Genomic DNA, 22,048 nt, shown 5'->3' with positions numbered 1-22,048 from the left:
GCAACAACGATGACTTGCCCAGCTCCAACCCCCTTGTCACATACATAGATTCGAGCGTGTTGCTACCCGTTGATAACACCGGGCACCGGCAAGACGCACCTGTCGGTGGGATTGGCCAGAGCCGCCGCGCACGCCGGCTACCGGACCTACTTCACCACCGCTGCTGATCTGGCGGCCCGTTGCCATCGGGCCGCGATCGAGGGCCGCTGGGCCATCACCATGCGCTTCTACGCCGGCCCAACACTGCTGGTGATCGACGAACTGGGCTACCTGCCGCTGCCGGCCGAGGCCGCATCGGCGCTGTTTCAGGTTGTCTCCCAACGATACTTGAAGACCAGCATCGTCATCACCACCAACCGCGGGGTGGGTGCTTGGGGCGAGATCCTCGGCGACACCACCGTCGCCGCCGCCATGCTCGACCGCCTGCTGCACCGCTCCGTGGTCATCAACCTCGACGGCGAGTCCTACCGCCTGCGCGACCACCAAGCAGCCGCCGAAACCCTGCGCCGAACCACCACCGGCAACCGCCAACAACTACACTGACCGCTGCTCACAGGTGAGGAACTTCGACGAGCACACCTGAGGACTTTCGACGAGCGCGATCAGCGCTGCTTGCACTACAACAGATCGTGCGCCAAGCCGGCGGGCTAATAGGTCCGGGCAACCCCGACATCCCGGGAACCATCCCCACGATTCAACAACTCATTCAACTGCTTTTTTCTCTCGTCAGTCCGCAGGAAATGACGACGCTTAGCAGCAGCGTCGCGGTAGTCGAAGCAGAGAGCCGGCCGATCGAGGATGGCGTCAACGCGGTACTGTTCGCCGCGACCGCGGCCAGCGTCCGCATTGTCGAACTCGCCGCGCCGCTGGTGGCGCCAATCCTCGGAATGGAGGAAGAAGAGGCTGCCGGCTTCCTTGCCCTTGGAACTGTCGGCCTCTTCGGGCCACTCATTAGCGGAACCGGAGCCGCTGGTCACGCCTTCCAGGACCTCGTCGACTCTGATTCCTTCGCAAACTTCGTAGACAACTCACTGGATCTGGTGCGACTGCCGATCGACGGAGCTGTGAACGGTGGATTCGGTCCGAACCTAGCTCCGGTCATCGGTGACTTCATTCCGGCGCCACTCCCCATCTCCGACGTCCGAGCCGGAGGACTGATCAACGAGGTCGAACTCGAGCCGGTAATTGATCCCGATCCGACCCCGCATCCCGCTCTCGCTGGGAAGTTTCAGGGCACCATCCCGACACTGCGAGGTTTGGTCACGCAAGTCCTGGCCCCCGAGGAAATGGTCGCCGAATCAGGGGTGTCGCGCGCCAACGATGTGAACAACTTGTCCGCCACAACTGACGAGGAGAAGGTCGCTCCTAAGAAGTATCGCCCGCTACTGAATGTCGTCAAGCGCACCCTCGGCACTAATGCGAGCAATGAGAACGCATCGCCAGCCAAACATCGACTCGGCATCGGCAAGACGCCTGTCCGCGACTTGGTCAAGCGCGTTCTCGGCGGCGGCCTAAACAAGGACAAGGACAAGGACAAGGACAAGAAGGAAGTCGCGAAGGACGAAGCCGCGGAGTAGAGCAACCCGATCGCGTCGAGTTCTGCACGAGGGCTGCGATCAAGCGAAAGAGCGCCCCTCCTGCAGAACTCGCGCAACGGGTATAGATTCGCCACGCTCGCCAGCGCACGCTTGAGCCCTGATGCGACATCGTTCTCGTCGTGTCAATTGGCCGGCGTCGACGGTCTGTTCAGAGATCTGCTTCGCCTCGTCGAGCACCTGACCTATCACTACGCATTCGGCACGCTGCTCGGGGCGTCACCGACAGCATCCCGACCCGGCGTGCGTCAGATCGATGATCGGCGGAGCACTCCGCCGCCGCGCTGAGTGCACCACTGTTAGAGGCCATTGCTGCGCACCGCCGTATCCCCCACTTGCCGTTGACGATTGACGCAGAACCTCAAGTGTTACTCGCGGCTCGGGAGCATGGCCGCCTCACTCCAGGCACCGCAAAACGCGCGGGCGACAGTACCCACACGAAATTCGATCCGCCGCGCGCTATTAACGAGTCTGTCAGTTACTTCCTGCCGGTTATTGACAAAATTTGAACGGCTGTTGCCGAAGTGTTATATCCGGCCCCGGCGTCTAGGTACGTTAGCGCTGCGCTGCGCAACGGACGACCGCGCCGACATGGGCCTTTGATCCTTCATGGCTGACCCTGACACGAGCTTGCCATGACTGTGGCAGTCATTAAAAGCCCAGTTCACAAGGCTATCTAGTAGGCCTATTGAATGTTTCTGCGTTGTCAACTAGTGCAGACGATGCCCCGACGAAACCTGAGAAACAGATGAGTTTCCGCGGTTAGGTTCTTGACTGCTCAACAGTCCCGCCACGAAAGCCCGCCCACGAAAGCCGGAAGGTACCTATGCATCACGCACTACGCCCCTACGTCACTACCGGAATAGCCCTTGTCGGAGCCGGTGCCATCGCGGTCACGCCAGTGGCGCCGTCTCTGCCCGACTTGAAGACGCCCGATCCTGCGATACAGCTGACCGCCGCTGTCGACCCCATCGCCGAGTGGCAACAAGTGCTCGATGACGCGGAGGCAAATCTGACGGCGCGGATTGACGAATGGCGTAGCGCCCCATTCCCGGTGGTGCAGCAGTTCATCGCCAACCAGATTGGTTACGTGGGTGAGCTTCCGGACGTCGAAGCGATCGCCGAACAAGTAGTGGCGAACCTGCAAGCCGCGGCCGAGGCACCGTTCGTAGAGGATCAGGACACGCTAGATCCACTGCACTTGATCGTTTACAACATCCTCGTCACGGGCATTCCCGGGATGCTTCCGCCATTGCTGCCGGCCGAGCTTGTGCCGATCGTTGCCTTCTCCACATCGTCGCTCAGCGGCGTCCTGCTCGGGCTGGTCGGCCCGGTGATCGGTCCGGCGCTGGCACTAGTGGCCAACACCCAGGTGATGATGGAAAGTGTCACGGGCGAAACCCCAAGTATGGAAACGGCTTTGAATGCCCTGGTCAACACCCCCGCCAATATGGCTGATGCGTTCCTCAACGGCGGACAGGTACTCGACCTCACCCCGGTGATCTCGCTCGTGGGCTCGGATCTGCTGCCTGAGGGCACCACCGTCGGAGTAAAGTTCGGTGGGCTGTTGAGTCCCGGCGGTTCGATCTTCAACGCACTAGATCTAAACATCCCGCTAGACGACATCCTGGGAGTCCCGGCTGATCTCGCTGTACCAGGACAAGGGCCGGGCGCGATCGGTTCGCTCATCGACTTGTCCAAAGTGGTCGCGAAAGCCATCGGTTGGGAGGCTCCCGAGCCTGCGGTCGAGTCGCGGTCGGCCATCACCGGAACGACTCAGCAGCTTGTCACCCTCGACGTCGAGCCGAAGCGGGACGTCCCCGAAAAGAACACCACGGCAAGCGATCCGGCTCCGCTGATGGCTCTGCCCGATGAGGGAACCGGTGGTGCTGGAGCGGCCGGCGAGGCGTCGAAGCAGATCTCCCCGAAGCCGAATCTCGGTAAGCTGGTGAGTTCCGTGGCACGGACGGACCGGCCGCTGCTCAACGTGCTCAAGCACAACCCCCTTGCTCGGGACGGCGCGCAAACCAACAATGCCACCGCGGTCGGGTCCGATGATGGTGGCTCGGTCAAGCACCGTCCGGGCATTGGTAAAACACCTGTCCGCGATCTGGTCAAGCGCATCACCGGCGGCGACAACCGACACGACGACAAAGACGACAGTGGCGGCGACGGAGGAACGTCCGCCGACACCAAGTAACGCCCTGCTGACGAAGCACCCCATCTCCTAGGGGAGGTGGGGTGCTTCTCAAAGTTCGCACGAAAAGCTAGTCCGCGCCACCACCTGGTTGGCATAGATTCGCCAGGTGAACAGGCGCAACCTTGAGTTCGCTTGCGGCATCGTTATCGTCGGACTTTTGGCCGGCGTCGCTGGCCTGTGCACCAGTTTGTTGCTCCGCTTCGTCGAGCACCTGACCTATCACTACACATTCGGCACGCTGCTCGCCGGCGTGACGGGCAGCAGCCCGGTCCGGCGTGCCGTCGGCCCGATGATCGGCGGTGCCCTCGCCGGTTTCGGCTGGTGGATGCTGCGCCGCCGCGCCGAGGTGCCACCACTAGCAGAAACCATTGCTACGCACCGCTGTATCCCCCATGTGCCCTTGACGATTGATGCAGCACTTCAAGTGCTACTCGTCGGATCGGGAGCCTCGCTTGGCCGCGAGGGAGCGCCACGTCAATTCGCCGCTGCCCTCGGGGATCTCGGCGTATCGCGGTGGTCACTGACAGAACGAGATCGCGAGATTCTGCTCGCATGCGCAGCAGGAGCAGGTCTGGCCGCGGTCTACAGCGTCCCCGTCGGCGGTGCACTCTTTGCGACCGCCATCATGCTGAAGACCTGGCATCCACGCGCCGTCGGGACCGCGCTGATCACATCGAGCCTCGCCGTGGCGGTCGCGTCCCCGCTCACCCATGAAGACGCACCTCTGGACTGGCCAGACCCCCAATTATCCTATCTGCTAACTGCTTTCGCGGTCGTTCTGGCACCGCTCGCGCTTGGCGTCGGAATGGCCTTCAACCGCCTCATGGCCACCGCACGGGCACACCACACACCGAAGAATTGGCTCCTGATACCAGCGATCGCTGCGGCGGGGCTAGTCATCGGCATCTGCTCGATCTGGTGGCCCGAATTGCCTGGCAACGGCAAGAGCATCCTGACCGTCACCCTTAACAGCGGCATGACGCTCGGTGCCGCGATAATCATCCTCTTCCTCAAACCACTTCTTACAGCGCTGTTTCTACGTGCAGGCGCCGTCGGCGGCATGCTCACTCCAGCCCTCGCAACGGGCGCGGCAACGGGCTCGGTCGTGGCATTGGCGATCAATACCTGGACCGAGCATCACGTCAGCGTTCCCGCCGTGTCGCTCACATGCGCCGCGGGGGTACTCGCCATCACCCAGCGTGCGCCGATTTGGGCGGCGATCTTTGTGTGGGAGTTGGCACGGCCGCCGTGGTGGTTGCTCGCACCCTTCCTCGTGGCAGCCATTGCGGCTCACTACCTGTCGATGGCGATCGAGCGGCGTCGCATACCCAACGGCCACACTGGCGCCGTTACCAGCAAAAGACCATAGCCAGACGAGACGTCGGCATCGGAAGCTCGCATCGCCGGTGACGATCCGTCGGGCGTCGAGGACGCGTGTGAAGATCCGGCGGGGCACTCAGCAGTCGGCGCAAGATTTCAACAACCCGCTTCGCGGCCGCTCTGCTGAGCAGCACCTCGCCAGGACCAGCGGCACACCATTCCCCACGCGGTTCGAACGATGAGGGCACGATGTAGTTAAGCCCGAGGTGATTCGCCCAAACATGTCTCGACCGAGTCTCGGCGGGGTGAAAAGCGTTGCAGGAATCCTCAAAGAGGTGCGCAACGCATCAAATCCGCGTTGGGAGTGCCACCACGGGAACCCACTCCGGCACCTGCCAAGTAGGAGAAGTCACCGGAGCCGGCGCCAGCTGCCTAACCCACCCGACGATCGATCCCCTCAGTCCGCGAGCCGATCCTTTTGCCGTCGGTACCCGAAGGTCGATCTGGGAAAAGTTAGCAACGCGTACCAGTCGCGAACGGCTGACAGGCTGTGACACGTTGAATCCGACTCGTTGCTGCCGACAAGACGATAGGTTTCGCTGAGGCCCCTGCTACCGAACCGGTCGGTTGAACGAAACGCGCGGAGACGCAAACCCGGTGTCTTTTGCCACATGTCTTTGCAATGGGAAATTGGTATGGAATCGAATTCCAGGCAAACTCGGCTGGGCCTTCTGCGTGGCCTTAGCTAGCCAAATCCAACCGGCGTACCAAAAAGTTGCTATTTCGTGATAGTTAACTAGAGAATTATCAACATCAGCAATTTTGGACTGTCTTACCAGCTAGTTGCTAATTGACACTCCAAGTAATTTCTCCAAACTAATTTGCCAAACCTCTGGATTTGCTCCTTACTTGTGAGTAAGTTCTGGTGTGTCATTCGCCACACGGCTTTGATTTGAAAGGAGTCGGTCATGCAAGCAGCCCTGCGGCCGTATGCCACTGCGGGCATTGCGCTGGTGGGGGCCAGCGTCATCGCTGTTTCCCCGGTCACGGTGCCTCCGTCAGCTGTGGAGGAGGTCCGCGGCGCCGCGGTCGAGTTGTCCGCGCTCGTGAACCCGATCGACGTGTTCGCGCCGGTCTTCGAAGAGGCCGTGGCGAATCTGCAGGCAGTGGGCGAGTTGATAGGCGCCGACCCGGTTCCGATCTTGGCGCAGATCATCACGAATCAGATCAACGGCGTCGGCAACATCGGCGCAGCCCTCGAAGCACAAGTCGGCGTACTTCCGCGTGTACCCGAACTCTTGCTCCAAGCGGTCGCCGGCCAGCTCGGCACAATCAGTGACCTGGCTGGCGTCAGCCAGAGCTTCGTAGAGAACCTGACCGAGGTGCTGTTCGGCACCGAGCCAGGCACCGTACAGGGGAACCTGCAAGAAGCGCTTGAATTTCTGCAGGAAGGTGATTTCGGACAAGCATTCCAGTTCCTAGCTGCAATTCCTCTGCTAACTGTCCTCGGTCCAAGCTTGGCGAACCTTGAGCTCCTCCCGACACTTACGCAGGCATTGCAACGACCGTTGGCCGACGCTGCGGAATTGTTACCGATCGCAGCAGGACCACTGGCCAATGCTCAGGCAGCGCTTGGGGTTCTAGGAAACCCGCTCAACCTGCTAGTGATCGGCGTGGGAGCGCTAACAACGATCGGGGGCGTAGCCGATGCCGCAGGAAACACTGTGGGCGCCCTGATCGACGGCCTACAAAGCGGCGATTTCGAGACGACCTTCAACACGATCGTCAACGAGGCCGCCAATGGAACGTCGGCTGTGCTCACCGGTGCACTGGACCTGGATTTCGGCATAATTGCGGGCCTGCAACGGCTTCGCGAGGCAATCGCGGCGGCGATCACGACTCCCTCGTTCCCACCGCCGCCGGAGACAACGGCTGCCGTCGCGTCGGTTCCGACGACTGCCGTCACCTCGGCTCCGACGAAGGCGGCTCAGTCCTTCACTTTTACTGCGCCACTTCAGAAAACCGCTCCGGCACCCAAGGATGATGCTGCACAGGCCGAGGAGCCGGCCGGAGCCGTCGACGCGGGCACGACGACCCCGACTGCGACAGAGGAAGTGTCGGAGGAGACGACACCGACCGCCAAGGAGACCACCAAGGACGGCAATCTCGTCATACTCGACTCGACCGCCACCAAGAGCAACCGGCCTCGCGCCCACACAGGTTCGAACTTTGCAAAGGGCCTGAGGGACGCCGCGCGGAAGACGATCAAGGGAATAACCGGCTTTGGTCGTGACAAGAAGTCGGACAGCTCGACCTCGACCTCCACTAGCAGCAGTAGCGGAAGTGGTTCTGCCGGTTCGACTTCCGGTGGCTCGAGTGCAGGCGATGGGAGCGCAGAGTAGGCAACCTGGATCCGCTCAACCGATCGGCCCCCTCCCGGCAGGGGGCCGATCCCTTTTTCGGGCTACTGCGGTTCTTTGATCCAGTTGCCGGCGTCGCCGACGATGCCCACAGGGACGGCACCGGACAGACTGACGTTCTGGACTCGCGGGCCGGCCGCCACGATCGTGGTGTCTTGCAGGATGGGCAGCACCGTGGACATGTTCCACAGCCGAGGTTCTACCGCGTCGATAACTTCTGAAATGTCTTCGGTGCCACGCAATGCCGCGTCGATCTTCGGTTGAATGCTCCGATCGCACGTGCCGGTGAGGTTACTCGGCGCCTGAATGAGCTCGTCAGATTCCGGCGCCGGGCTCGTCGTCGTCGCAGTCGCGGTCGTTCCCGTGGTGGTCGGTGACGGACTCGGGGGCGACGACGGCGTCGACGTCGACGCCGGACCGCCCGTGGTCGTCACCGGAGTGGCCTCGAGCGCCGGGCAGCCGTACCGCGAAGCCAACGCGGTGGCGAGATCACCGCCGGCTTGATGCCAGCCGACGATCGCGTCGATCCGGTTCTGGGTAATCGCTTCCCCGTACAGCGCAACAGGATCCAGCGCCGACACCGAGGCCTCGATGCCGACGTTGCGCAGCTGGTCTGCGGCGGTGTTCGCGACAGCCACTGACGTCGGGTCATTGGACGCCACGCCGATCACCAACGACAGCGGCACACCATTCTTGGTGATGCGTCCTCGGTTGTCGTCGGGAACCGGTGTGCCCGGCGTGGGGGCCGTCTCGTGCTCGACCGGAACCAGTTGATATCCGCTGTTACCGAGCAGCCGCAGCGCCGCCTCCCTCGTCATCGCTGGCGGCGCCGTCGGCGTGTAACCAGGATCCGACGGGGACCGCACCTGCGCTTGAGCCAGCGTCACCGTGTTGTCGCTGCCCGCACCGACCGCGGCCAGCAGGTCGACGTCGAGCAGACCCAAAATCGCCTTGCGTACTTGAGGATCCGCGAGCTTTGGCTGGTCCGCTCGAAGGGTCAACTGCATGACCCGCGGCGTGACGATCCGCGCCGTACGCACGTCGGGAATCGCCGACAGCTGTGCGAATGCGGCTGTGCCACCGTGCACCTGGGCAACCTGCGTGTCACCGTTGCGAATCGAATCGGCCAACGCCGCCGTCGCACCCGCCCGCCGGAACAGGATTTCATCCGGCTTGGCCGGGTCCGCCCAGTACCTGTCGTTGCGCGCCAGAAGGATTTCCTCGCGCTGCGGGTCGATGTTTTCGACGCGGAACTGCCCGCCGGTCACCGGCAATGCCCGCTCCAGTCCCGACGCGAAGCCGCCCGGGATGTCTTTGACGATGTGCGCGGGAAGAATGTCGTTGAACAGTTCTCGCCACGCCGGATACGGTTGCGAGAAGGTCACCACCGCGGTCTTGCCGCCCTCGATGGATTGCACGCCGGTGATGAGGTCGTAGCCGGCCGGGTCGACGACGCCGGGCTGGCTGACCATCTGCCGCCACAGATACCAGTAGTCGTCGGCGGCGATGGGCGCGTTGTCGGTCCACTGCGCCTCGGGCCGGATCTTGTAGGTGACGGTGAACGGGTTCTCGTTCGTCACCTCCGCGGACTCCAACAATGTCGTGTCGAGTTCCCAGCGCGAGCCCGTCGGCGAGGCCGGATCCGGCACCGGCCGGAACGAGCTCGGCAGGACGAGCGCGCTGATGGCCGCGTTCACCGGCGACTGGTCAGACAGCAGGTGTGAGTTGAAACCCGGGCCGATGGTGTCGATGGCCATGATGATCTGCGTGGCCTTCGGCGGCGGCGGAGTCGTCGTCTCCGTGGTGTCGGTGCTCTGCGGCGCGGGCGGCGGGCTCACGGTGCAACCACCGACCAGCAGCGCCGATGCAAAGAGGACTGCGCCACGCGTGATCCAGGCACGAGGGCAGGCAGTCGGCACGTCCATCAGGGTATCGACCACAGCGTTGAGCCCTCCTTCGCCACCGCGCGACCAGGACATCCACATCGCGCCAACAGCTGGTGGCCAGCATTTGCCGAGGCCTGAACCGAGATCCGCTGTCGCCACTACCTGAGGGTGGCTTGACGACACCCCATAGCATGCTGTTTTCGTCTGTGTCAATATCTGCAACGCCGAATCAGTCACTTCACAGCGATCTCCCCAGGTCGACACCAGCAAATCCCCTAATCAAGAATTAGGGGATCGATCTACCTGAGATTTGCCTGAGATGAATCTGTCACATGGCGTAGTCTCAGTTACGCCGACCGCCACGCGTCGGAGTTCAAAAACGTGCTCTATCGGCATACATCTCCTGGGGGAGTAACAGATGAAGGATCGTGTTCAAGGCTGCGTCACTGCAGGTGTCGCGCTGGTCGGTGCCGGGGTTATGGTCGCGGCACCGACGGCTCAGCAAGCGCCGGAAGTCTTGAGGAGCGTCAACGCCGAGGTCGAACTGGCGGCCGCCTCGAACAACCCGATTGACGCGGCAGTGCGCCTGGGCGAAGGGTTTGGGGAATCCGGTATCCGCTTCGCCAGCAGCTTAGCTACCTCACCGTTCGGCCTGCTGCCCATTCTCGCCGCCGCAGCGGAGGGCGCGGACGAAGAAGGCAAGAACGCGGCGCTGTACGCAGCACTGGAGCCCTACCTCAGCGGGCCGAACTACGTGATCGATCCGATCATCTTCGCGATCGACGACGTGCTGCCCGAACCGTTGGGCCAGGATCCCGCGGAAGACCCCAGGGATATGAACAGCAGCTTGGTGACGCAGTTCCGCGCCGATGTGCTGCTCGCCCTCAGGGACCAGGTACGTGAGGCGTTCGCCGATGCCAATGGAGTCGAAGGCCCGACGAATCCCGACCAGGGCGTCGTCTATGCGGCCGCACGGCTCGGCGCCGGCCTGGGCGACACGACGGTGCGCGCCGTCAAGAGCGCGGCGCTGGCGCCGCTCGGTCTCGTCGGAGTTGCGCAGGGCTTGCAGGAGAGCTTCGAGACAGGCGACAACGGGGCGCTCTACACGGCGCTTGAGGCTTATATCGATGCACCCAATTACGTGATCGACCCGGTCGTCTTCGCGGTCGATGACGTGCTACCCGCGCCGACAGGTCAGGATCCCAACACCGATCCGCGGGAAATGAACGAGAGCCAGATCACGCGCTTCCGCGCCGACGTTCTCCTGGGTGCCCGGGACACCGTTCGACAGACCGTTCGCACTGTGCTCAACGTCGACGACGTGACGAATAGCAGCATCATGGCCAGCAGGCAGGGCAACACGGCGACCAAGGCCGGCGATTCGACCGGCAGCAAGAAGACGAACCATCCCCAGCCCGTCCGTAAGGTGCTGAAGACGGTCAACAACGAGATCAAGGCCGCCGCCGACCGGTTCGAGCGCAGGGTCGAGAAGCTGACCAACGCCAAGAAGAACAAGGAAACGAAGAACGAGAAAAGCGACACCGGCTCCAACGAGAGCCAGTAACTAACCGCGCGCTTTCGCCCGGGCCCGACTGCGGGCCCGGGCGGTTGCGTTGAGTTCCACTTTTCGCACGCGTACCACCTCGGGCGTCACCTCGACGCACTCGTCGGTCGCGCAGAATTCCATCGCGCGCTCCAGATCGAGTTCGATCGGTTTCGCAAGTGTCTCAATGACATCGGCGGTCGACGACCGCATGTTTGTCAGCTTCTTCTCGCGGGTGACATTGATGTCGAGGTCCTCCGGCCGGGGATTGATCCCGACGACCTGCCCCTCGTAAGTCTCCTCGCCGGGCGAGACGAAGAACTGGCCGCGGTCGGCGAGCTGAATCAGCGCGAACGGCGTGATGGTTCCGCTGCGGTCGGACACCAACGATCCCGAGTGCCGCGACCGGATCTCCCCCGCCCATGGCCGATACCCGTCGAACACCGCGTTGGCGATGCCGGTGCCGCGGGTCTCGGTGAGAAAGTCGGTGCGAAAACCGATCAGCCCGCGGCTGGGCACAACGAAATCCATTCGGACCCAACCCGCGGCGTGGTTGGTCATCTCCTCCATGCGCCCCTTGCGCGCGGCCATCAGCTGCGTGATCGCGCCGACGTACTCCTCCGGGCAGTCGATCGTCAGCGCCTCGTAGGGCTCGTGCAGCTGCCCGTCGATCGTCTTCGTCACCACCTGCGGCTTGCCCACCGTCAGCTCGAAACCTTCGCGGCGCATCGTCTCGACGAGAACCGCAAGCGCGAGTTCGCCGCGGCCCTGCACCTCCCAGGCGTCGGGTCGGCCGATGTCGACCACCCGTATCGACACGTTGCCGACGAGTTCCTGGTCCAGCCGCGCGCGCACCATCCGCGCGGTGAGCTTGTGGCCAGATACCTTGCCCGCCAAAGGAGATGTGTTCGTTCCGATCGTCACCGAGATAGCCGGCTCGTCGACGGTGATCCTCGGCAGCGCGTGCGCGTGATCGGGGTCGGCCAGCGTGTCGCCGATCATGATGTCCGGCAGGCCCGCGACGGCCACGATGTCCCCGGCGACGGCCTCGTCCGTCGGGCGCCGCTCCACACCCTCGGTCGCCAGCAGCTCGGTGATCTTGGCCGACGTGACGACGGGCGCGCCGTCGACCTGGCGCATCCACGCCACCTGCTGGCCCTTGCGAATCCGCCCGTTGTAGATGCGGATCAACGCCAACCGGCCGAGGAACGTCGACGCGTCGAGGTTCGTCACCAACGCCTGCAGCGGCGCGTCCGGGTCGCCCGACGGCGGCGGGATGTTGTCGAGCAGCACGTCGAACAACGGATCGAGGTTGTCGCCGTCGGGCACCTGGCCGTCGGCCGGCTGCGACGTGCTCGCCACCCCGGCCCGGCCCGAGGCATACAGCGTCGGTAGGCCCAGCGCGTGCTCGGCCGCCTTCTGCGCCTCGTCGTCGAGATCGGACGCCACATCCAGCAACAGATCGTGGCTGGCATCGACGACCTCGGCTATGCGCGCGTCGGGCCGATCGGTCTTGTTGACCACGAGGATGACCGGCAGGTGCGCGGCCAACGCCTTGCGTAGCACGAACCGTGTCTGCGGCAGCGGCCCCTCCGACGCATCCACCAGCAGCAGCACCCCGTCGACCATGGACAGGCCGCGCTCCACCTCGCCGCCGAAATCGGCGTGGCCGGGGGTGTCGATGACGTTGATGACCGTGACACTGCCGTCGCCGTGGTGCCGGTGCACGGCGGTGTTCTTGGCGAGGATGGTGATGCCTTTTTCGCGTTCCAGGTCGCCGGAGTCCATGATGCGCTCGGTGGTGTCGTCACCGCGGTGCGTCAACGCACCCGACTGCCGCAGCATCGCGTCGACGAGGGTCGTCTTCCCATGGTCGACGTGTGCCACGATGGCTACGTTTCGGAAGTCGGGGCGAGAATCCACCTTTGAATCATCCCAGTACGGTCGGCCAATCACGAAAACGAGAGATGCCCGTCACTTGAAGCCAAGCAAGTTCGCCGACCTCAAACCGAAGAAGAAGTGCTGCCGCAGCAAGCCGCGCTGCAAGCGCTTCCCCGTCGTCGTCAGCCGTGTGCATACGGCCCAACGGAACGGCCTTCGTGGCAAACAGCTGGTCAAGGTGTACAAGCGGGCGCGCAATTCATAGCTTCCTCCAAGGTCGCGGGCGTACCGTAAACCTGTCCGACATCCGAGAGTCGGAGGTGGCGAAATTGTCGGTTTACGAAGTACTAACCATCGTTCTCATCGCGGTGTTGGCGACCGCTACGACGGCGGCAATCTATGTCGGACTGCTGAATTGGATCGGGGCCGTCTATGTCGTCCGCTGCGCGTCGTGTCGGCACTTGACCTTCGCGTCGGCCAACGCCCCGCAGGGGTCGTGCCCGCACTGCCGTCACCCGGTGCTGACGCATCCGATTCATGCGCTCCATCACCCGCGGTCGGCATCGCAGGTGCCAGTCGTCAACGACGTGCTGCACTACTGAACTACCGAGCTGACCGCGAGACTGCGTTCTCGCGGGGCCCTACTCGCCCTTTTCCTGCGGGAATACCGTTTCGCGACGAAGAATATCGGTCAGCGCCCCCAGCCACGCTCGGTCGGCGGGCACCCACGGCAAACTCTGGAGCTCGTCGACGGTCACCCATCGCAGCGCGCGGTGGTCATTGGGGTAAAGCTCGCCTCCGGTCTGGGTGACGCGGTAGGCGCGCAACGTCATGGTCGGGCTCAGGGCGACGTCGTCGCCGAGCCGGTCGCCGACCATCACCACGACACCGAGTTCTTCCTTCAGTTCCCGGGCCAGGCCGGCCGCGTCGCTCTCCCCCGGCGCGACCTTCCCGCCCGGTAGCTCCCACAGCCCGGCCAGCTCCGGCGGGCGTTCGCGCTGTGCGACCAGCAGCGCCGAACCCGCGATGAGGGCACCCGCGACGACGATCTGGTTTGGCATCGCGGCTGACGGTATACCGTCGAATCATGGCTGTGTTAACGGACGAACAAGTCGACGCCGCACTGCCCGACCTCAACGGCTGGGAACGCCGCGACGGGGCCCTGCGCCGCTCGATCAAGTTTCCCTCGTTCCTCGACGGCATCGAGGCGGTCCGCAAGGTGGCCGCTAAGGCCGAGGAGAAGGACCATCATCCTGACATTGATATCCGCTGGCGCACAGTGACATTCGCGCTCGTCACGCATTCCGAAGGTGGTATCACGGAGAAGGACGTGGCGATGGCTCGCGAGATCGACCAGATCGTAGGGAGTGCCGCGCAGTAGTCGCGACCCACGCCAACGTCGCCAACGTCGCAACGATGTAGATCAAACCCGCCCACGCCAGATACCACGGCCTGCTGATCTGCCAGATCGTCGGCTGGGCGAAGCTGAGCAGCCACGGCACGCCGACGATTGTCAGCGCCAACCATCCCCAGCCGAGGATCCGTGCGCCGAGGCGTTCCCGCAGCGGGCCGTGCAGCAGCCAGATCATCAGCGGCAGCACCCACACCCAGTGGTGGGTCCACGAAATCGGCGACAGCAGCAGACCGAACAGCTGCACGACCACGATTCCGCCCAGCCGGTCGTCGGTGCCCACCGCCCGCCACGCCAGGAATGCGAGTACCGCCGTCACCAGGATGGCCGCGACGACAACCGGGCCGTATCCGGCGTCGTGCCCGAGGATCCGCGAAATGCCGCCCCGCCAAGACTGATTGAACGATGTGCCGATCGGGCCCACCCGTTTGGCGTCGCCGAGCAGTTCGGTGAAGTAGTAGCGCGTCTGTCCGCCGACGACTAGAGCCGACACGGCGATCGTCGCGAGGAACACGACCGCTGAGAACACCACGGTCGCCCACCGCCGCACGCCGAGGAAGTACAGCCCGCTGACCGCGGGCGTCAACTTCACCCCCGCAGCCAGGCCCACCAGCAGCCCCGACACCCACCATCGCGTGTTGTACACGGCATAGAGCACCGCCAGCACCAGCAACACGTTGATCTGGCCGTAGTCGAATGTGCTGCGCAGCGGTTCCAGCCAGATGCCGACGGCGGTCCACAGCATCGCGACACGCCGACTGGCGCATCCACCGTCTAACGTCAGCAGTTTCTGCGACAGGCGCGCCACCCCGTACAGCGCGGCCACCACGCCCAGTTGCCACGCGAACGCCACAAACCCGAACGGCAGCAGATGTAGCGGGTAAAACACCACCGCTGCGAACGGCGGATACGTGAACGGCAGCGGGAAGTCGGGCGTCTGATCGGCGTAGACGTAGTCGTAGAGGGTGTCCGCGTGATCCAAAGCGCCTGCACCGCCGACATATACGTGCAAGTCGACGAAATTCGCGCCGTTGGGCACCAGGTATGTCCACGCCAGGCGCGCGGCGATGCTGATCAGCAGCAGCCAAGGCGCCGCGGCCGCCAATCGCGCGGGCAGCCGCGGGTTCGTGTTTGCCGGAGCGGATTGAACCTTTATTGGATCGACTCTAGCGACCGGTCACCGTATGCCGTCGCTCCCGTAACGGTTGCATAAATGCCACATGTGTCACTTGAGTACCACCAGTAACTAACTAGCTTCGGGTGCAGGCCTTCGCCAACAACGAATTGGAGAATCATGATCCGCACCCGGAAACTGCTCGTATCAGCCACGATCGCCGCCGCGGGCGCGGTCTCGGCCCTGATGTTCAGCGCAACGGCGACCGCCGAACCGGCCGCGCCGACGCCGCCCGCGCCGGTGAACCCCGGCGCCCAGTTGCTCACCAGCCTGTCGAACGTCGGCGCCGCCGCGCCGCAGGTGATGCAGAGCCTCGCCTCGGCGATGTCGGGCACTCCCGCACCGGCCGCGGCTCCGGCCACGCCTCCGCCCGGCGCCACTGCGTCGATCACCCTGCCCGAGGTGCCCAGTCTTCCGGCCGCACCGGCTGCGCCGGCTTCAGCGGCAGCGCCTGCCGCCGCTCCTGCCGCGCCGGGCAATGCGATCTCGCAGCTGGCCAGCGCGCTGCCGGGCGAGCTCGGCGTTCCCGTCAGCCTGGCCAACCTGCTGCCGGCGGCCTCCCCCGCGCCGAGCGTCGGACCGGCCGCCGCGGCTCCCGCCGCAACCGCACCCGTCGCCGCGGCACCGGTGGCAGCATCGGCTCTGCCGGGCCTCGCGCCGGCGACGGTGCTCAGCGCCTTGCCGTGACATCCCTTTGACCCCGTACGCCACTAACTCTGGGAGAAGCACATGTCACCGGTCAGGAAGTTGGTCACCGACGCCGCTGTCGTCGTTGGTTCGTCGACGGCGATGCTGTTGGCAATGACAGGCACCGCCAACGCCGATCCTGTTGGGCCGCTGCCGATTGACGCCTTGCAGGCACCCGGCATGTCGGCGGTGGAAACGCTGAGTCCGGTGATTCAGAAGGCGGCCGCCGATCCGTACAACGCGGCCTCGATGTTGATGGCGGCGGCTGCGGCGTTCACCGGTAACACCGCGGCCCCCGCCGACTCCCAGAATGTGGCGACGGCGGTCAACAATTTCGTCGCCCACCCCGTCGCGCACGTACCCGCCCCTGGTGCGTCGCCGGCGGGGCAGGCGCACCTGCCTACGGGCGTCGACCCCGCCCATGCCGTCGGCCCTGCGCCAGAAGCGCTTCCGACACCGGCACCGGAAGCCGCAACACCAGCACCCGAAGCGCCCGCACCTGCACCCGAAGCGCCCGCACCTGCACCCGAAGCGCCCGCACCCGCACCTGAAGCGGCGGCACCGGCGCCTGCACCGGAGGCCGCAGCACCGGCACCGGACGGGGCGTCGCCGGCTCCCCAGCCGGCCGCCAACGCGCAGTTCGGCCCGGACGCCCCGACGACGCAGGACTTCCTGTACCCGTCGATCAGCAACGGGTGCCTCAAGGACGGCGGCAATGTGCTGGCGACGGCCATCTCGGTAGCGGGTCCGGCGAAGATCCCGTCACCTGGTCCCGGGCCGGGCCAGACGGCCTACGTGTTCACCGCGGTCGGCACGCCGGGTCCCGCGGCGGAGCAGAAGCTGCCGCTGAACGTCACCTGGGTCAACCTGAGCACGGGCAAGTCAGGCAGCGCCACGCTCAAGCCACGCCCGGACATCAACCCGGACGGCCCGACGACGTTGTCCGCCATCGTCGACACCGGCTCGGGCAGCATCCTTTCGACGATCTTCGGTCAGGTGACCACCACCGAGAAGCAGTGCCAGTTCATGCCCACCATCGGCTCGACGGTGGTGCCCTGACCCTTGGCTCAGGCCCGGCTCAGTAGGCCATGAAGAGGATGGCGTCTCGGTCGTACTCGCGGCCGGGGTGCGCCTCGGACAGATGCTTCTGAGCCTTCTCGACGAGATCGTCCTCGTCCTTACCTGTGATCGCCTCGCCGCACGGACAGTTCAGGTGAGTCTTCATGCCTCTACGATCCCACAGTCAAGATTGATCGCATGGAGTTATACGACGTGATGCGGACGACCGGCGCGGTCCGCGAATACACCGGCAACCCGCTGCCCGACGACGTCCTCGAACGCATCCTCGACAACGCGCGCTTCGCGCCCAGCGGCGGGAACCGGCAGGGCGCCCACGTCATCGTCGTCCGCGATCAGCAGACCCGCGAAGCCCTGAGCGATTATGCGATCCCGGCGTGGAAGCGCTACATCGCGCAGGCACGCAACGGCGAGGGCCCGTGGAACCCGTTGCGGCCCTGCGGCGTCGACACCGCAACCGTCGACGCCGTCAAGGTGCCACGGCAGTCACCGCTGCACACCGCCGAGGTCGTCCTCGTGGTGTGCGTCGACCTCAACGTCGTCGCGGCGTTCGACCAGGAATTGGACCGCATCGGGGTGATCGCGGGCGCGTCGGTGTACGCGTTCGTGTGGAACATCCTGTTGGCCGCGCGCAACGAGGGGTTCGGCGGGGTGCTCACCACCGCGGCCGTCGCCGCAGAACCACGCATCAAAGAGCTACTCGGCATACCGGACGACTATGCGGTCGCGGCGCTGCTGCCGCTGGGCAAGCCGGTCAGGCAGGTCCGTAAGCTCACCCGCAAACCCGTCGCCGACTTCGCCACCAGGGAGCGCTTCGACGGCACGCCGCTGTAGCGATTATTTCTTGGCCTTGGTCGGCGTCTTGGTTGAGGCCTTGGCCGACGTCTTGGTTGAGGCTTTAGCAGCGGCCTTCATTTGCTTCTTGTACGAGCGCACCTTCTCCAGTGACCCGGCATCGACGATGTCGGCAACCGACAGGTGGGAGCCGGCCTTGCCGTAGTCGCCGGCAGCCTCACGCCAGCCTTTCGGCGTCACACCGTACTGCTTGCCCAGCAGCGCAAGGAAGATTCGCGCTTTCTGATCACCGAATCCTGGCAACTCCCGCAGCCGTCTGAGCAGTTCGCGCCCGTCGGGGTCGCCGTCGCTCCACACCGCAGCGGCGTTACCGCCGTATTGGTCGACGATGATCTGCGCCAGCGCCTGAATGCGTTTCGCCATCGACCCCGGAAAACGGTGCACGGCAGGGCGTTGCGCGCAGATTTCAGCGAACTTCTCCGGGTCGTAATCGGCGATCTCGCGAGCGTGGAGCCCACCCATTCGGTCGGCGAGTTTCTTCGGCCCGGCGAAGGCCACCTCGAGGGGTATTTGTTGGTCGAGAAGCATCCCTACCAGCAACGCAAACGGGTTGGACTCGAGCAGTTCATCGGCCGCCGGGTCCTGAGCTAGCTGAAGTTTCGCCACGGCGTTCAGTCTAGATCGGCGGTTTGATCGCGATGTTGGCTGGGAACACTTTTCTGTGAGCTAGGTCATAGGATGCTGTCCGTTGCACAATTTCAGATCGAGGTCAGGAGTCCGCGTGTCCGATACCGACCTTCCGCGCGCAGCCTCCGCGCGTGGTGAGCAATTCGTCGCTGTACAAGCCAGTCCAGAGTTCCAAGAATTGCGAAGTCGGTTGCGCCGGTTCGTCTTTCCGCTGAGTGCGCTGTTCCTCGTCTGGTATTTCATCTACGTTCTGCTGGGCGCGTTCGCGCACGACTTCATGGCCACCAAGGTGTGGGGCGACATCAACATCGGCCTGATCATCGGTTTGGGCCAGTTCTTGTCGACATTCCTCATCACCGCAATCTATGTCCGGTGGGCTAACCGCGAATTCGATCCGCGCGCCGAGGCCATCCGCGCCAAGATGGAAGGCGACGCCTCATGACCGTCAACGTGTCAGCCGCAGACGCCGCGACGATCGGAAATCCCGTCGCCAACATCGGCATCTTCCTGCTGTTCGTCGCGGTGACGTTGTACATCGTTATCCGCGCGAGCAAGCGCAACGCCACCGCCGCCGAATTCTTCACCGCCGGACGCGCGTTCACCGGACCGCAGAACGGCATCGCGATCTCCGGCGACTATCTGTCGGCGGCGAGTTTCCTCGGAATCGCCGGTGCGATCGCCGTTTACGGCTACGACGGTTTCTTGTACTCGATCGGGTTCTTGGTGGCCTGGCTCGTCGCGCTGCTGCTCGTCGCCGAATTACTGCGCAACGCAGGCAAATTCACGATGGCCGACGTGCTGAGCTTCCGGCTGCAACAACGGCCCGTTCGGCTGGCCGCAGCTACCACCACCCTGGCGGTGTGCCTGTTCTACCTGCTGGCCCAGATGGCCGGCGCGGGCGGACTGGTGGCGTTGCTGCTCAACGTGTCCAGCGACTTCGGCCAGGCACTGGTCATCGCGGTCGTCGGCGTTCTGATGATCGTCTACGTCCTGATCGGCGGCATGAAGGGCACCACATGGGTGCAGATCATCAAAGCCGTCCTGCTGATCGGCGGTGCGGCGCTGATGACGGTGATGGTGCTGGCCAAGTTCGGGGTGAACTTCTCCTCGATCCTGGGTGCGGCCCAGACGGCGGTCTCGGGCTCGTCCAACGAGGCCGTCGCCGCCCGTGACGTGCTCGCGCCCGGTGCCCAGTACGGCGCGTCGCTGACCTCGCAGATCAACTTCATCTCGCTGGCGCTGGCGCTTGTCCTGGGCACCGCGGGTCTGCCGCACGTGCTGATGCGGTTCTACACGGTCCCGTCCGCCAAGGAGGCTCGCCGATCGGTCGTGTGGGCGATCGTGCTGATCGGCGCGTTCTACCTGTTCACCTTGGCACTGGGGTACGGCGCGGCAGCGCTCGTCGGCCCGGACCGGATCCTGGCCGCGCCTGGCGCGCAGAACTCGGCGGCGCCGCTGCTGGCGTTCGAACTCGGCGGCGTGATTCTGCTCGGCATCATCTCGGCGGTGGCGTTCGCCACCATCTTGGCCGTGGTCGCCGGCCTGACCATCACCGCGGCAACGTCGTTCGCGCACGACATCTACGCCAGCGTGATGAAGACCCACGTGGTCGACGAGAGCGAGCAGGTGCGGGTATCCCGCATCACGGTCGTGGTGATCGGCGTGCTGTCGATCGCGCTGGGAATCCTGGCCGCCGAACAGAACATCGCGTTCCTGGTGGCGCTGGCGTTCGCGGTGGCGGCCGCCGCGAACCTGCCGACGATTCTGTATTCGCTGTATTGGCGGAGGTTCAACACCCGCGGGGCGCTGTGGAGCATGTACGGCGGGCTGATCTCCACGATCGTGCTGATCGTCTTCTCGCCTGCGGTGTCCGGCGCGAAGAGCGCCATGCTGCCGAATGTGGACTTCGCCTGGTTCCCGCTGGCCAATCCGGGCATCGTGTCGATTCCGCTGGCGTTTGTCCTGGGCATCATCGGCACGCTGACCTCGTCCGATCGCGGCGACCCGGAGATCAGCGCAGAGTTCGAGGTGCGGTCGCTGACCGGTGTCGGCGCGGAGAAGGCCGTCGCGCACTGAGCGACAGCGGCACACGCGGGCGCGCCGCCTGAGCGACTCATCACAGTCGCGACGCGATCGGAATAACGCAGCGAGCCGATCCGCTCTGAGAGAACGTGCCTACCACGACTCGACGAGCACGCCTGGCGTTTCCGCTGCTTGCCTACGCATTCGCGGCGGTCATGGCGGGTACCACGCTGCCGACGCCGATCTATCCGCTCTACGCCGACCGCATGCACTTCACCGTGCTGACCACGACGGTCATCTACGCCACCTACGCCGGCGGCGTGCTCGTCGCGCTGGTGCTGTTCGGGCGCTGGTCCGACGCGATCGGGCGGCGGCCGGTTCTGTGGGCCGGAATCGGGTTCGCGGTGGCCAGCGCCGCGGTGTTCTTGTCGGCGGATTCGGTTGCGGTGCTGCTCGTCGGGCGGGTGCTGTCCGGATTGTCGGCGGGCCTGTTCGCAGGCACCGCGACGGCGGCGGTCATCGAAGCGGCGCCGCCGAGTTGGCGTGGCCGCGCGTCGTCGGTGGCGGCGGTCTCCAATGTCGGCGCGCTGGGCATCGGCCCGCTGCTGTCGGGTCTGCTCGTCGAGTACGCGCCCGAGCCGTTGCGGCTGAGTTTCGCGGTTCACATCGTGCTGGCGGTGCTGGCCGCGGTGGCCGTCGCGATCGCTCCGGAGACCTCACCTCGGCACGGCCGGATCACGGTGCAGCGCATCTCGGTTCCGCCCGAAGTGCGTCCGGTCTTTCTCATCGCCGCCGTTGCAGCGTTCGCCGGATTCGCGGTGACGGGCCTGTTCACCGCGGTGGCACCGTCATTTCTGGCCAACATCGTCGGGATCGACAACCACGCGGTCGCGGGCGTGGTCGTCGGGTCGATCTTCGCGGTGTCGGCGGTGGCACAGATCGTCTCCACCGGTCTGGCGCCGGAGCGCGCCGTCGCCATCGGCTGCGCGATCCTGGCCGCAGGCATGGTGACTCTTGCTGTGGCGCTGCACCTTTCCTCGCTGATCGGCGTCATCCTGGCCGCCGTCATCTCGGGCGTCGGCCAAGGCATCAGCTTCAGCAGGGGCCTGGCGGCGGTGATGGAGCGCACCCCCACGGATCGTCGCGCCGAGGTCAGTTCCACCTACTTCATCGTCGTCTACGTCGCGATCGCGCTGCCGGTCGTCGGCGAAGGCCTGGCCTCCCAGGTGTGGGGGCTGCGCGCGGCCGGGCTGAACTTCGCGGTGATCGTGGCCATCCTGGCGACGATGTGCCTGGTGGCGATTCTGACCCGGGAAGCGCGCGACGCGCGACGCGAAATCAGCGCCTGAA

At 64.7% G+C, this 22,048-nt stretch carries 19 protein-coding genes and 1 pseudogene; 14 read left to right on the top strand and 6 right to left on the bottom strand.

The window, feature by feature from the left end:
- Positions 1-78: 78 nt before the first annotated feature.
- The 5 genes and pseudogenes from CQY20_RS06180 to CQY20_RS06160 all read left to right on the top strand — a co-directional run.
- Positions 79-543: pseudogene (locus tag CQY20_RS06180) on the top strand (ATP-binding protein); the annotation flags it as partial.
- An 86-nt stretch (positions 544-629) separates the two neighbouring features.
- Complete coding sequence (locus CQY20_RS06175) at positions 630-1,577, top strand: hypothetical protein (protein ID WP_133119026.1); 948 nt, start codon at positions 630-632, stop codon at positions 1,575-1,577.
- Between the two features lie 844 nt (positions 1,578-2,421).
- Complete coding sequence (gene gjpA, locus CQY20_RS06170) at positions 2,422-3,795, top strand: outer membrane porin GjpA (RefSeq protein WP_163701652.1); 1,374 nt, start codon at positions 2,422-2,424, stop codon at positions 3,793-3,795.
- A 106-nt stretch (positions 3,796-3,901) separates the two neighbouring features.
- Positions 3,902-5,164 (top strand): chloride channel protein, encoded by a 1,263-nt coding sequence (locus CQY20_RS06165; protein ID WP_097939029.1) that lies wholly within the window; start codon positions 3,902-3,904, stop codon positions 5,162-5,164.
- Positions 5,165-6,083: 919 nt separating this feature from the next.
- Positions 6,084-7,517: a RodZ family helix-turn-helix domain-containing protein gene (locus tag CQY20_RS06160; RefSeq protein ID WP_097939027.1), complete on the top strand. Its 1,434-nt coding sequence runs from the start codon at positions 6,084-6,086 to the stop codon at positions 7,515-7,517.
- Between the two features lie 62 nt (positions 7,518-7,579).
- On the opposite strand, the gene CQY20_RS06155 is transcribed toward CQY20_RS06160, so the two are convergent.
- Entirely contained in the window at positions 7,580-9,460 is a 1,881-nt protein-coding gene (locus CQY20_RS06155; RefSeq protein ID WP_097939074.1) for an ABC transporter family substrate-binding protein, read from the bottom strand.
- Between the two features lie 379 nt (positions 9,461-9,839).
- On the opposite strand from CQY20_RS06155, the gene CQY20_RS06150 reads away from it, so the two are divergent.
- Positions 9,840-10,985: a hypothetical protein gene (locus tag CQY20_RS06150; RefSeq protein ID WP_097939025.1), complete on the top strand. Its 1,146-nt coding sequence runs from the start codon at positions 9,840-9,842 to the stop codon at positions 10,983-10,985.
- On the opposite strand, the gene typA is transcribed toward CQY20_RS06150, so the two are convergent.
- Complete coding sequence (gene typA, locus CQY20_RS06145; protein ID WP_097939023.1) at positions 10,986-12,887, bottom strand: translational GTPase TypA; 1,902 nt, start codon at positions 12,885-12,887, stop codon at positions 10,986-10,988.
- A 287-nt stretch (positions 12,888-13,174) separates the two neighbouring features.
- On the opposite strand from typA, the gene CQY20_RS06135 reads away from it, so the two are divergent.
- Complete coding sequence (locus CQY20_RS06135; RefSeq protein WP_097939072.1) at positions 13,175-13,447, top strand: hypothetical protein; 273 nt, start codon at positions 13,175-13,177, stop codon at positions 13,445-13,447.
- A gap of 39 nt (positions 13,448-13,486) precedes the next feature.
- On the opposite strand, the gene CQY20_RS06130 is transcribed toward CQY20_RS06135, so the two are convergent.
- On the bottom strand, positions 13,487-13,906 hold the full coding sequence (locus CQY20_RS06130; RefSeq protein WP_097939019.1) for a (deoxy)nucleoside triphosphate pyrophosphohydrolase: 420 nt from the start codon (positions 13,904-13,906) through the stop codon (positions 13,487-13,489).
- Between the two features lie 26 nt (positions 13,907-13,932).
- On the opposite strand from CQY20_RS06130, the gene CQY20_RS06125 reads away from it, so the two are divergent.
- Positions 13,933-14,226: a 4a-hydroxytetrahydrobiopterin dehydratase gene (locus CQY20_RS06125; RefSeq protein WP_097939017.1), complete on the top strand. Its 294-nt coding sequence runs from the start codon at positions 13,933-13,935 to the stop codon at positions 14,224-14,226.
- Here CQY20_RS06125 and CQY20_RS06120 read toward each other — a convergent pair.
- Positions 14,162-15,412, bottom strand: coding sequence for a mannosyltransferase (locus tag CQY20_RS06120; RefSeq protein WP_097939015.1), 1,251 nt, complete (start codon positions 15,410-15,412; stop codon positions 14,162-14,164). The two genes, CQY20_RS06125 and CQY20_RS06120, sit on opposite strands and share 65 nt — an antisense overlap.
- Positions 15,413-15,550: 138 nt before the next feature.
- Between CQY20_RS06120 and CQY20_RS06115 the strand changes: the two genes are divergently transcribed.
- Both CQY20_RS06115 and CQY20_RS06110 read left to right on the top strand, forming a co-directional pair.
- On the top strand, positions 15,551-16,117 hold the full coding sequence (locus tag CQY20_RS06115; protein ID WP_097939013.1) for a hypothetical protein: 567 nt from the start codon (positions 15,551-15,553) through the stop codon (positions 16,115-16,117).
- Between the two features lie 42 nt (positions 16,118-16,159).
- Positions 16,160-17,176, top strand: a complete 1,017-nt coding sequence (locus CQY20_RS06110; RefSeq protein WP_097939011.1) for an Rv1157c family protein — start codon at positions 16,160-16,162, stop codon at positions 17,174-17,176.
- Positions 17,177-17,195: 19 nt separating this feature from the next.
- Here CQY20_RS06110 and CQY20_RS06105 read toward each other — a convergent pair whose 3' ends face one another.
- Positions 17,196-17,342, bottom strand: a complete 147-nt coding sequence (locus tag CQY20_RS06105) for a DUF1059 domain-containing protein (RefSeq protein ID WP_014817153.1) — start codon at positions 17,340-17,342, stop codon at positions 17,196-17,198.
- A gap of 32 nt (positions 17,343-17,374) precedes the next feature.
- Here CQY20_RS06105 and CQY20_RS06100 point away from each other — a divergent pair, with 32 nt between their 5' ends.
- Positions 17,375-18,028 carry a nitroreductase family protein gene (locus CQY20_RS06100; RefSeq protein ID WP_097939009.1) on the top strand — a complete coding sequence of 218 codons (654 nt, stop codon included), beginning with the start codon at positions 17,375-17,377 and terminating at the stop codon, positions 18,026-18,028.
- Positions 18,029-18,031: 3 nt separating this feature from the next.
- On the opposite strand, the gene CQY20_RS06095 is transcribed toward CQY20_RS06100, so the two are convergent.
- Positions 18,032-18,655 carry an HhH-GPD-type base excision DNA repair protein gene (locus tag CQY20_RS06095; RefSeq protein ID WP_097939007.1) on the bottom strand — a complete coding sequence of 208 codons (624 nt, stop codon included), beginning with the start codon at positions 18,653-18,655 and terminating at the stop codon, positions 18,032-18,034.
- 115 nt (positions 18,656-18,770) lie between these two features.
- Between CQY20_RS06095 and CQY20_RS06090 the strand changes: the two genes are divergently transcribed.
- From CQY20_RS06090 to CQY20_RS06080, 3 genes are all read left to right on the top strand, one after another.
- Positions 18,771-19,118: a DUF485 domain-containing protein gene (locus CQY20_RS06090; RefSeq protein WP_097939006.1), complete on the top strand. Its 348-nt coding sequence runs from the start codon at positions 18,771-18,773 to the stop codon at positions 19,116-19,118.
- Positions 19,115-20,752, top strand: coding sequence for a monocarboxylic acid transporter (locus CQY20_RS06085; RefSeq protein WP_097939004.1), 1,638 nt, complete (start codon positions 19,115-19,117; stop codon positions 20,750-20,752). Before CQY20_RS06090 ends, CQY20_RS06085 begins: the two co-directional genes overlap by 4 nt.
- 95 nt (positions 20,753-20,847) lie before the next feature.
- Positions 20,848-22,047 carry an MFS transporter gene (locus tag CQY20_RS06080; protein WP_272938798.1) on the top strand — a complete coding sequence of 400 codons (1,200 nt, stop codon included), beginning with the start codon at positions 20,848-20,850 and terminating at the stop codon, positions 22,045-22,047.
- Position 22,048: the final 1 nt, after the last annotated feature.

The sequence above is a fragment of the Mycolicibacterium agri genome (assembly GCF_002553505.1).
Classification (GTDB): Bacteria; Actinomycetota; Actinomycetes; order Mycobacteriales; family Mycobacteriaceae; genus Mycobacterium; species Mycobacterium agri.
Note: the sequence above shows the minus strand (reverse complement) of the source record. Positions and strands in the feature narration are given on the sequence as shown.

Excerpts from the sequence above, each read along its gene's own strand:
- gjpA (WP_163701652.1), top strand. The coding sequence starts at position 2,422 with ATGCATCACGCACTACGCCCCTACGTCACTACCGGAATAGCCCTTGTC.
- CQY20_RS06160 (WP_097939027.1), top strand. The coding sequence starts at position 6,084 with ATGCAAGCAGCCCTGCGGCCGTATGCCACTGCGGGCATTGCGCTGGTG.
- CQY20_RS06155 (WP_097939074.1), bottom strand. The coding sequence starts at position 9,460 with ATGGACGTGCCGACTGCCTGCCCTCGTGCCTGGATCACGCGTGGCGCA.
- CQY20_RS06150 (WP_097939025.1), top strand. The coding sequence starts at position 9,840 with ATGAAGGATCGTGTTCAAGGCTGCGTCACTGCAGGTGTCGCGCTGGTC.
- CQY20_RS06130 (WP_097939019.1), bottom strand. The coding sequence starts at position 13,906 with ATGCCAAACCAGATCGTCGTCGCGGGTGCCCTCATCGCGGGTTCGGCG.
- CQY20_RS06125 (WP_097939017.1), top strand. The coding sequence starts at position 13,933 with ATGGCTGTGTTAACGGACGAACAAGTCGACGCCGCACTGCCCGACCTC.
- CQY20_RS06115 (WP_097939013.1), top strand. The coding sequence starts at position 15,551 with ATGATCCGCACCCGGAAACTGCTCGTATCAGCCACGATCGCCGCCGCG.
- CQY20_RS06110 (WP_097939011.1), top strand. The coding sequence starts at position 16,160 with ATGTCACCGGTCAGGAAGTTGGTCACCGACGCCGCTGTCGTCGTTGGT.
- CQY20_RS06105 (WP_014817153.1), bottom strand. The coding sequence starts at position 17,342 with ATGAAGACTCACCTGAACTGTCCGTGCGGCGAGGCGATCACAGGTAAG.
- CQY20_RS06100 (WP_097939009.1), top strand. The coding sequence starts at position 17,375 with ATGGAGTTATACGACGTGATGCGGACGACCGGCGCGGTCCGCGAATAC.
- CQY20_RS06085 (WP_097939004.1), top strand. The coding sequence starts at position 19,115 with ATGACCGTCAACGTGTCAGCCGCAGACGCCGCGACGATCGGAAATCCC.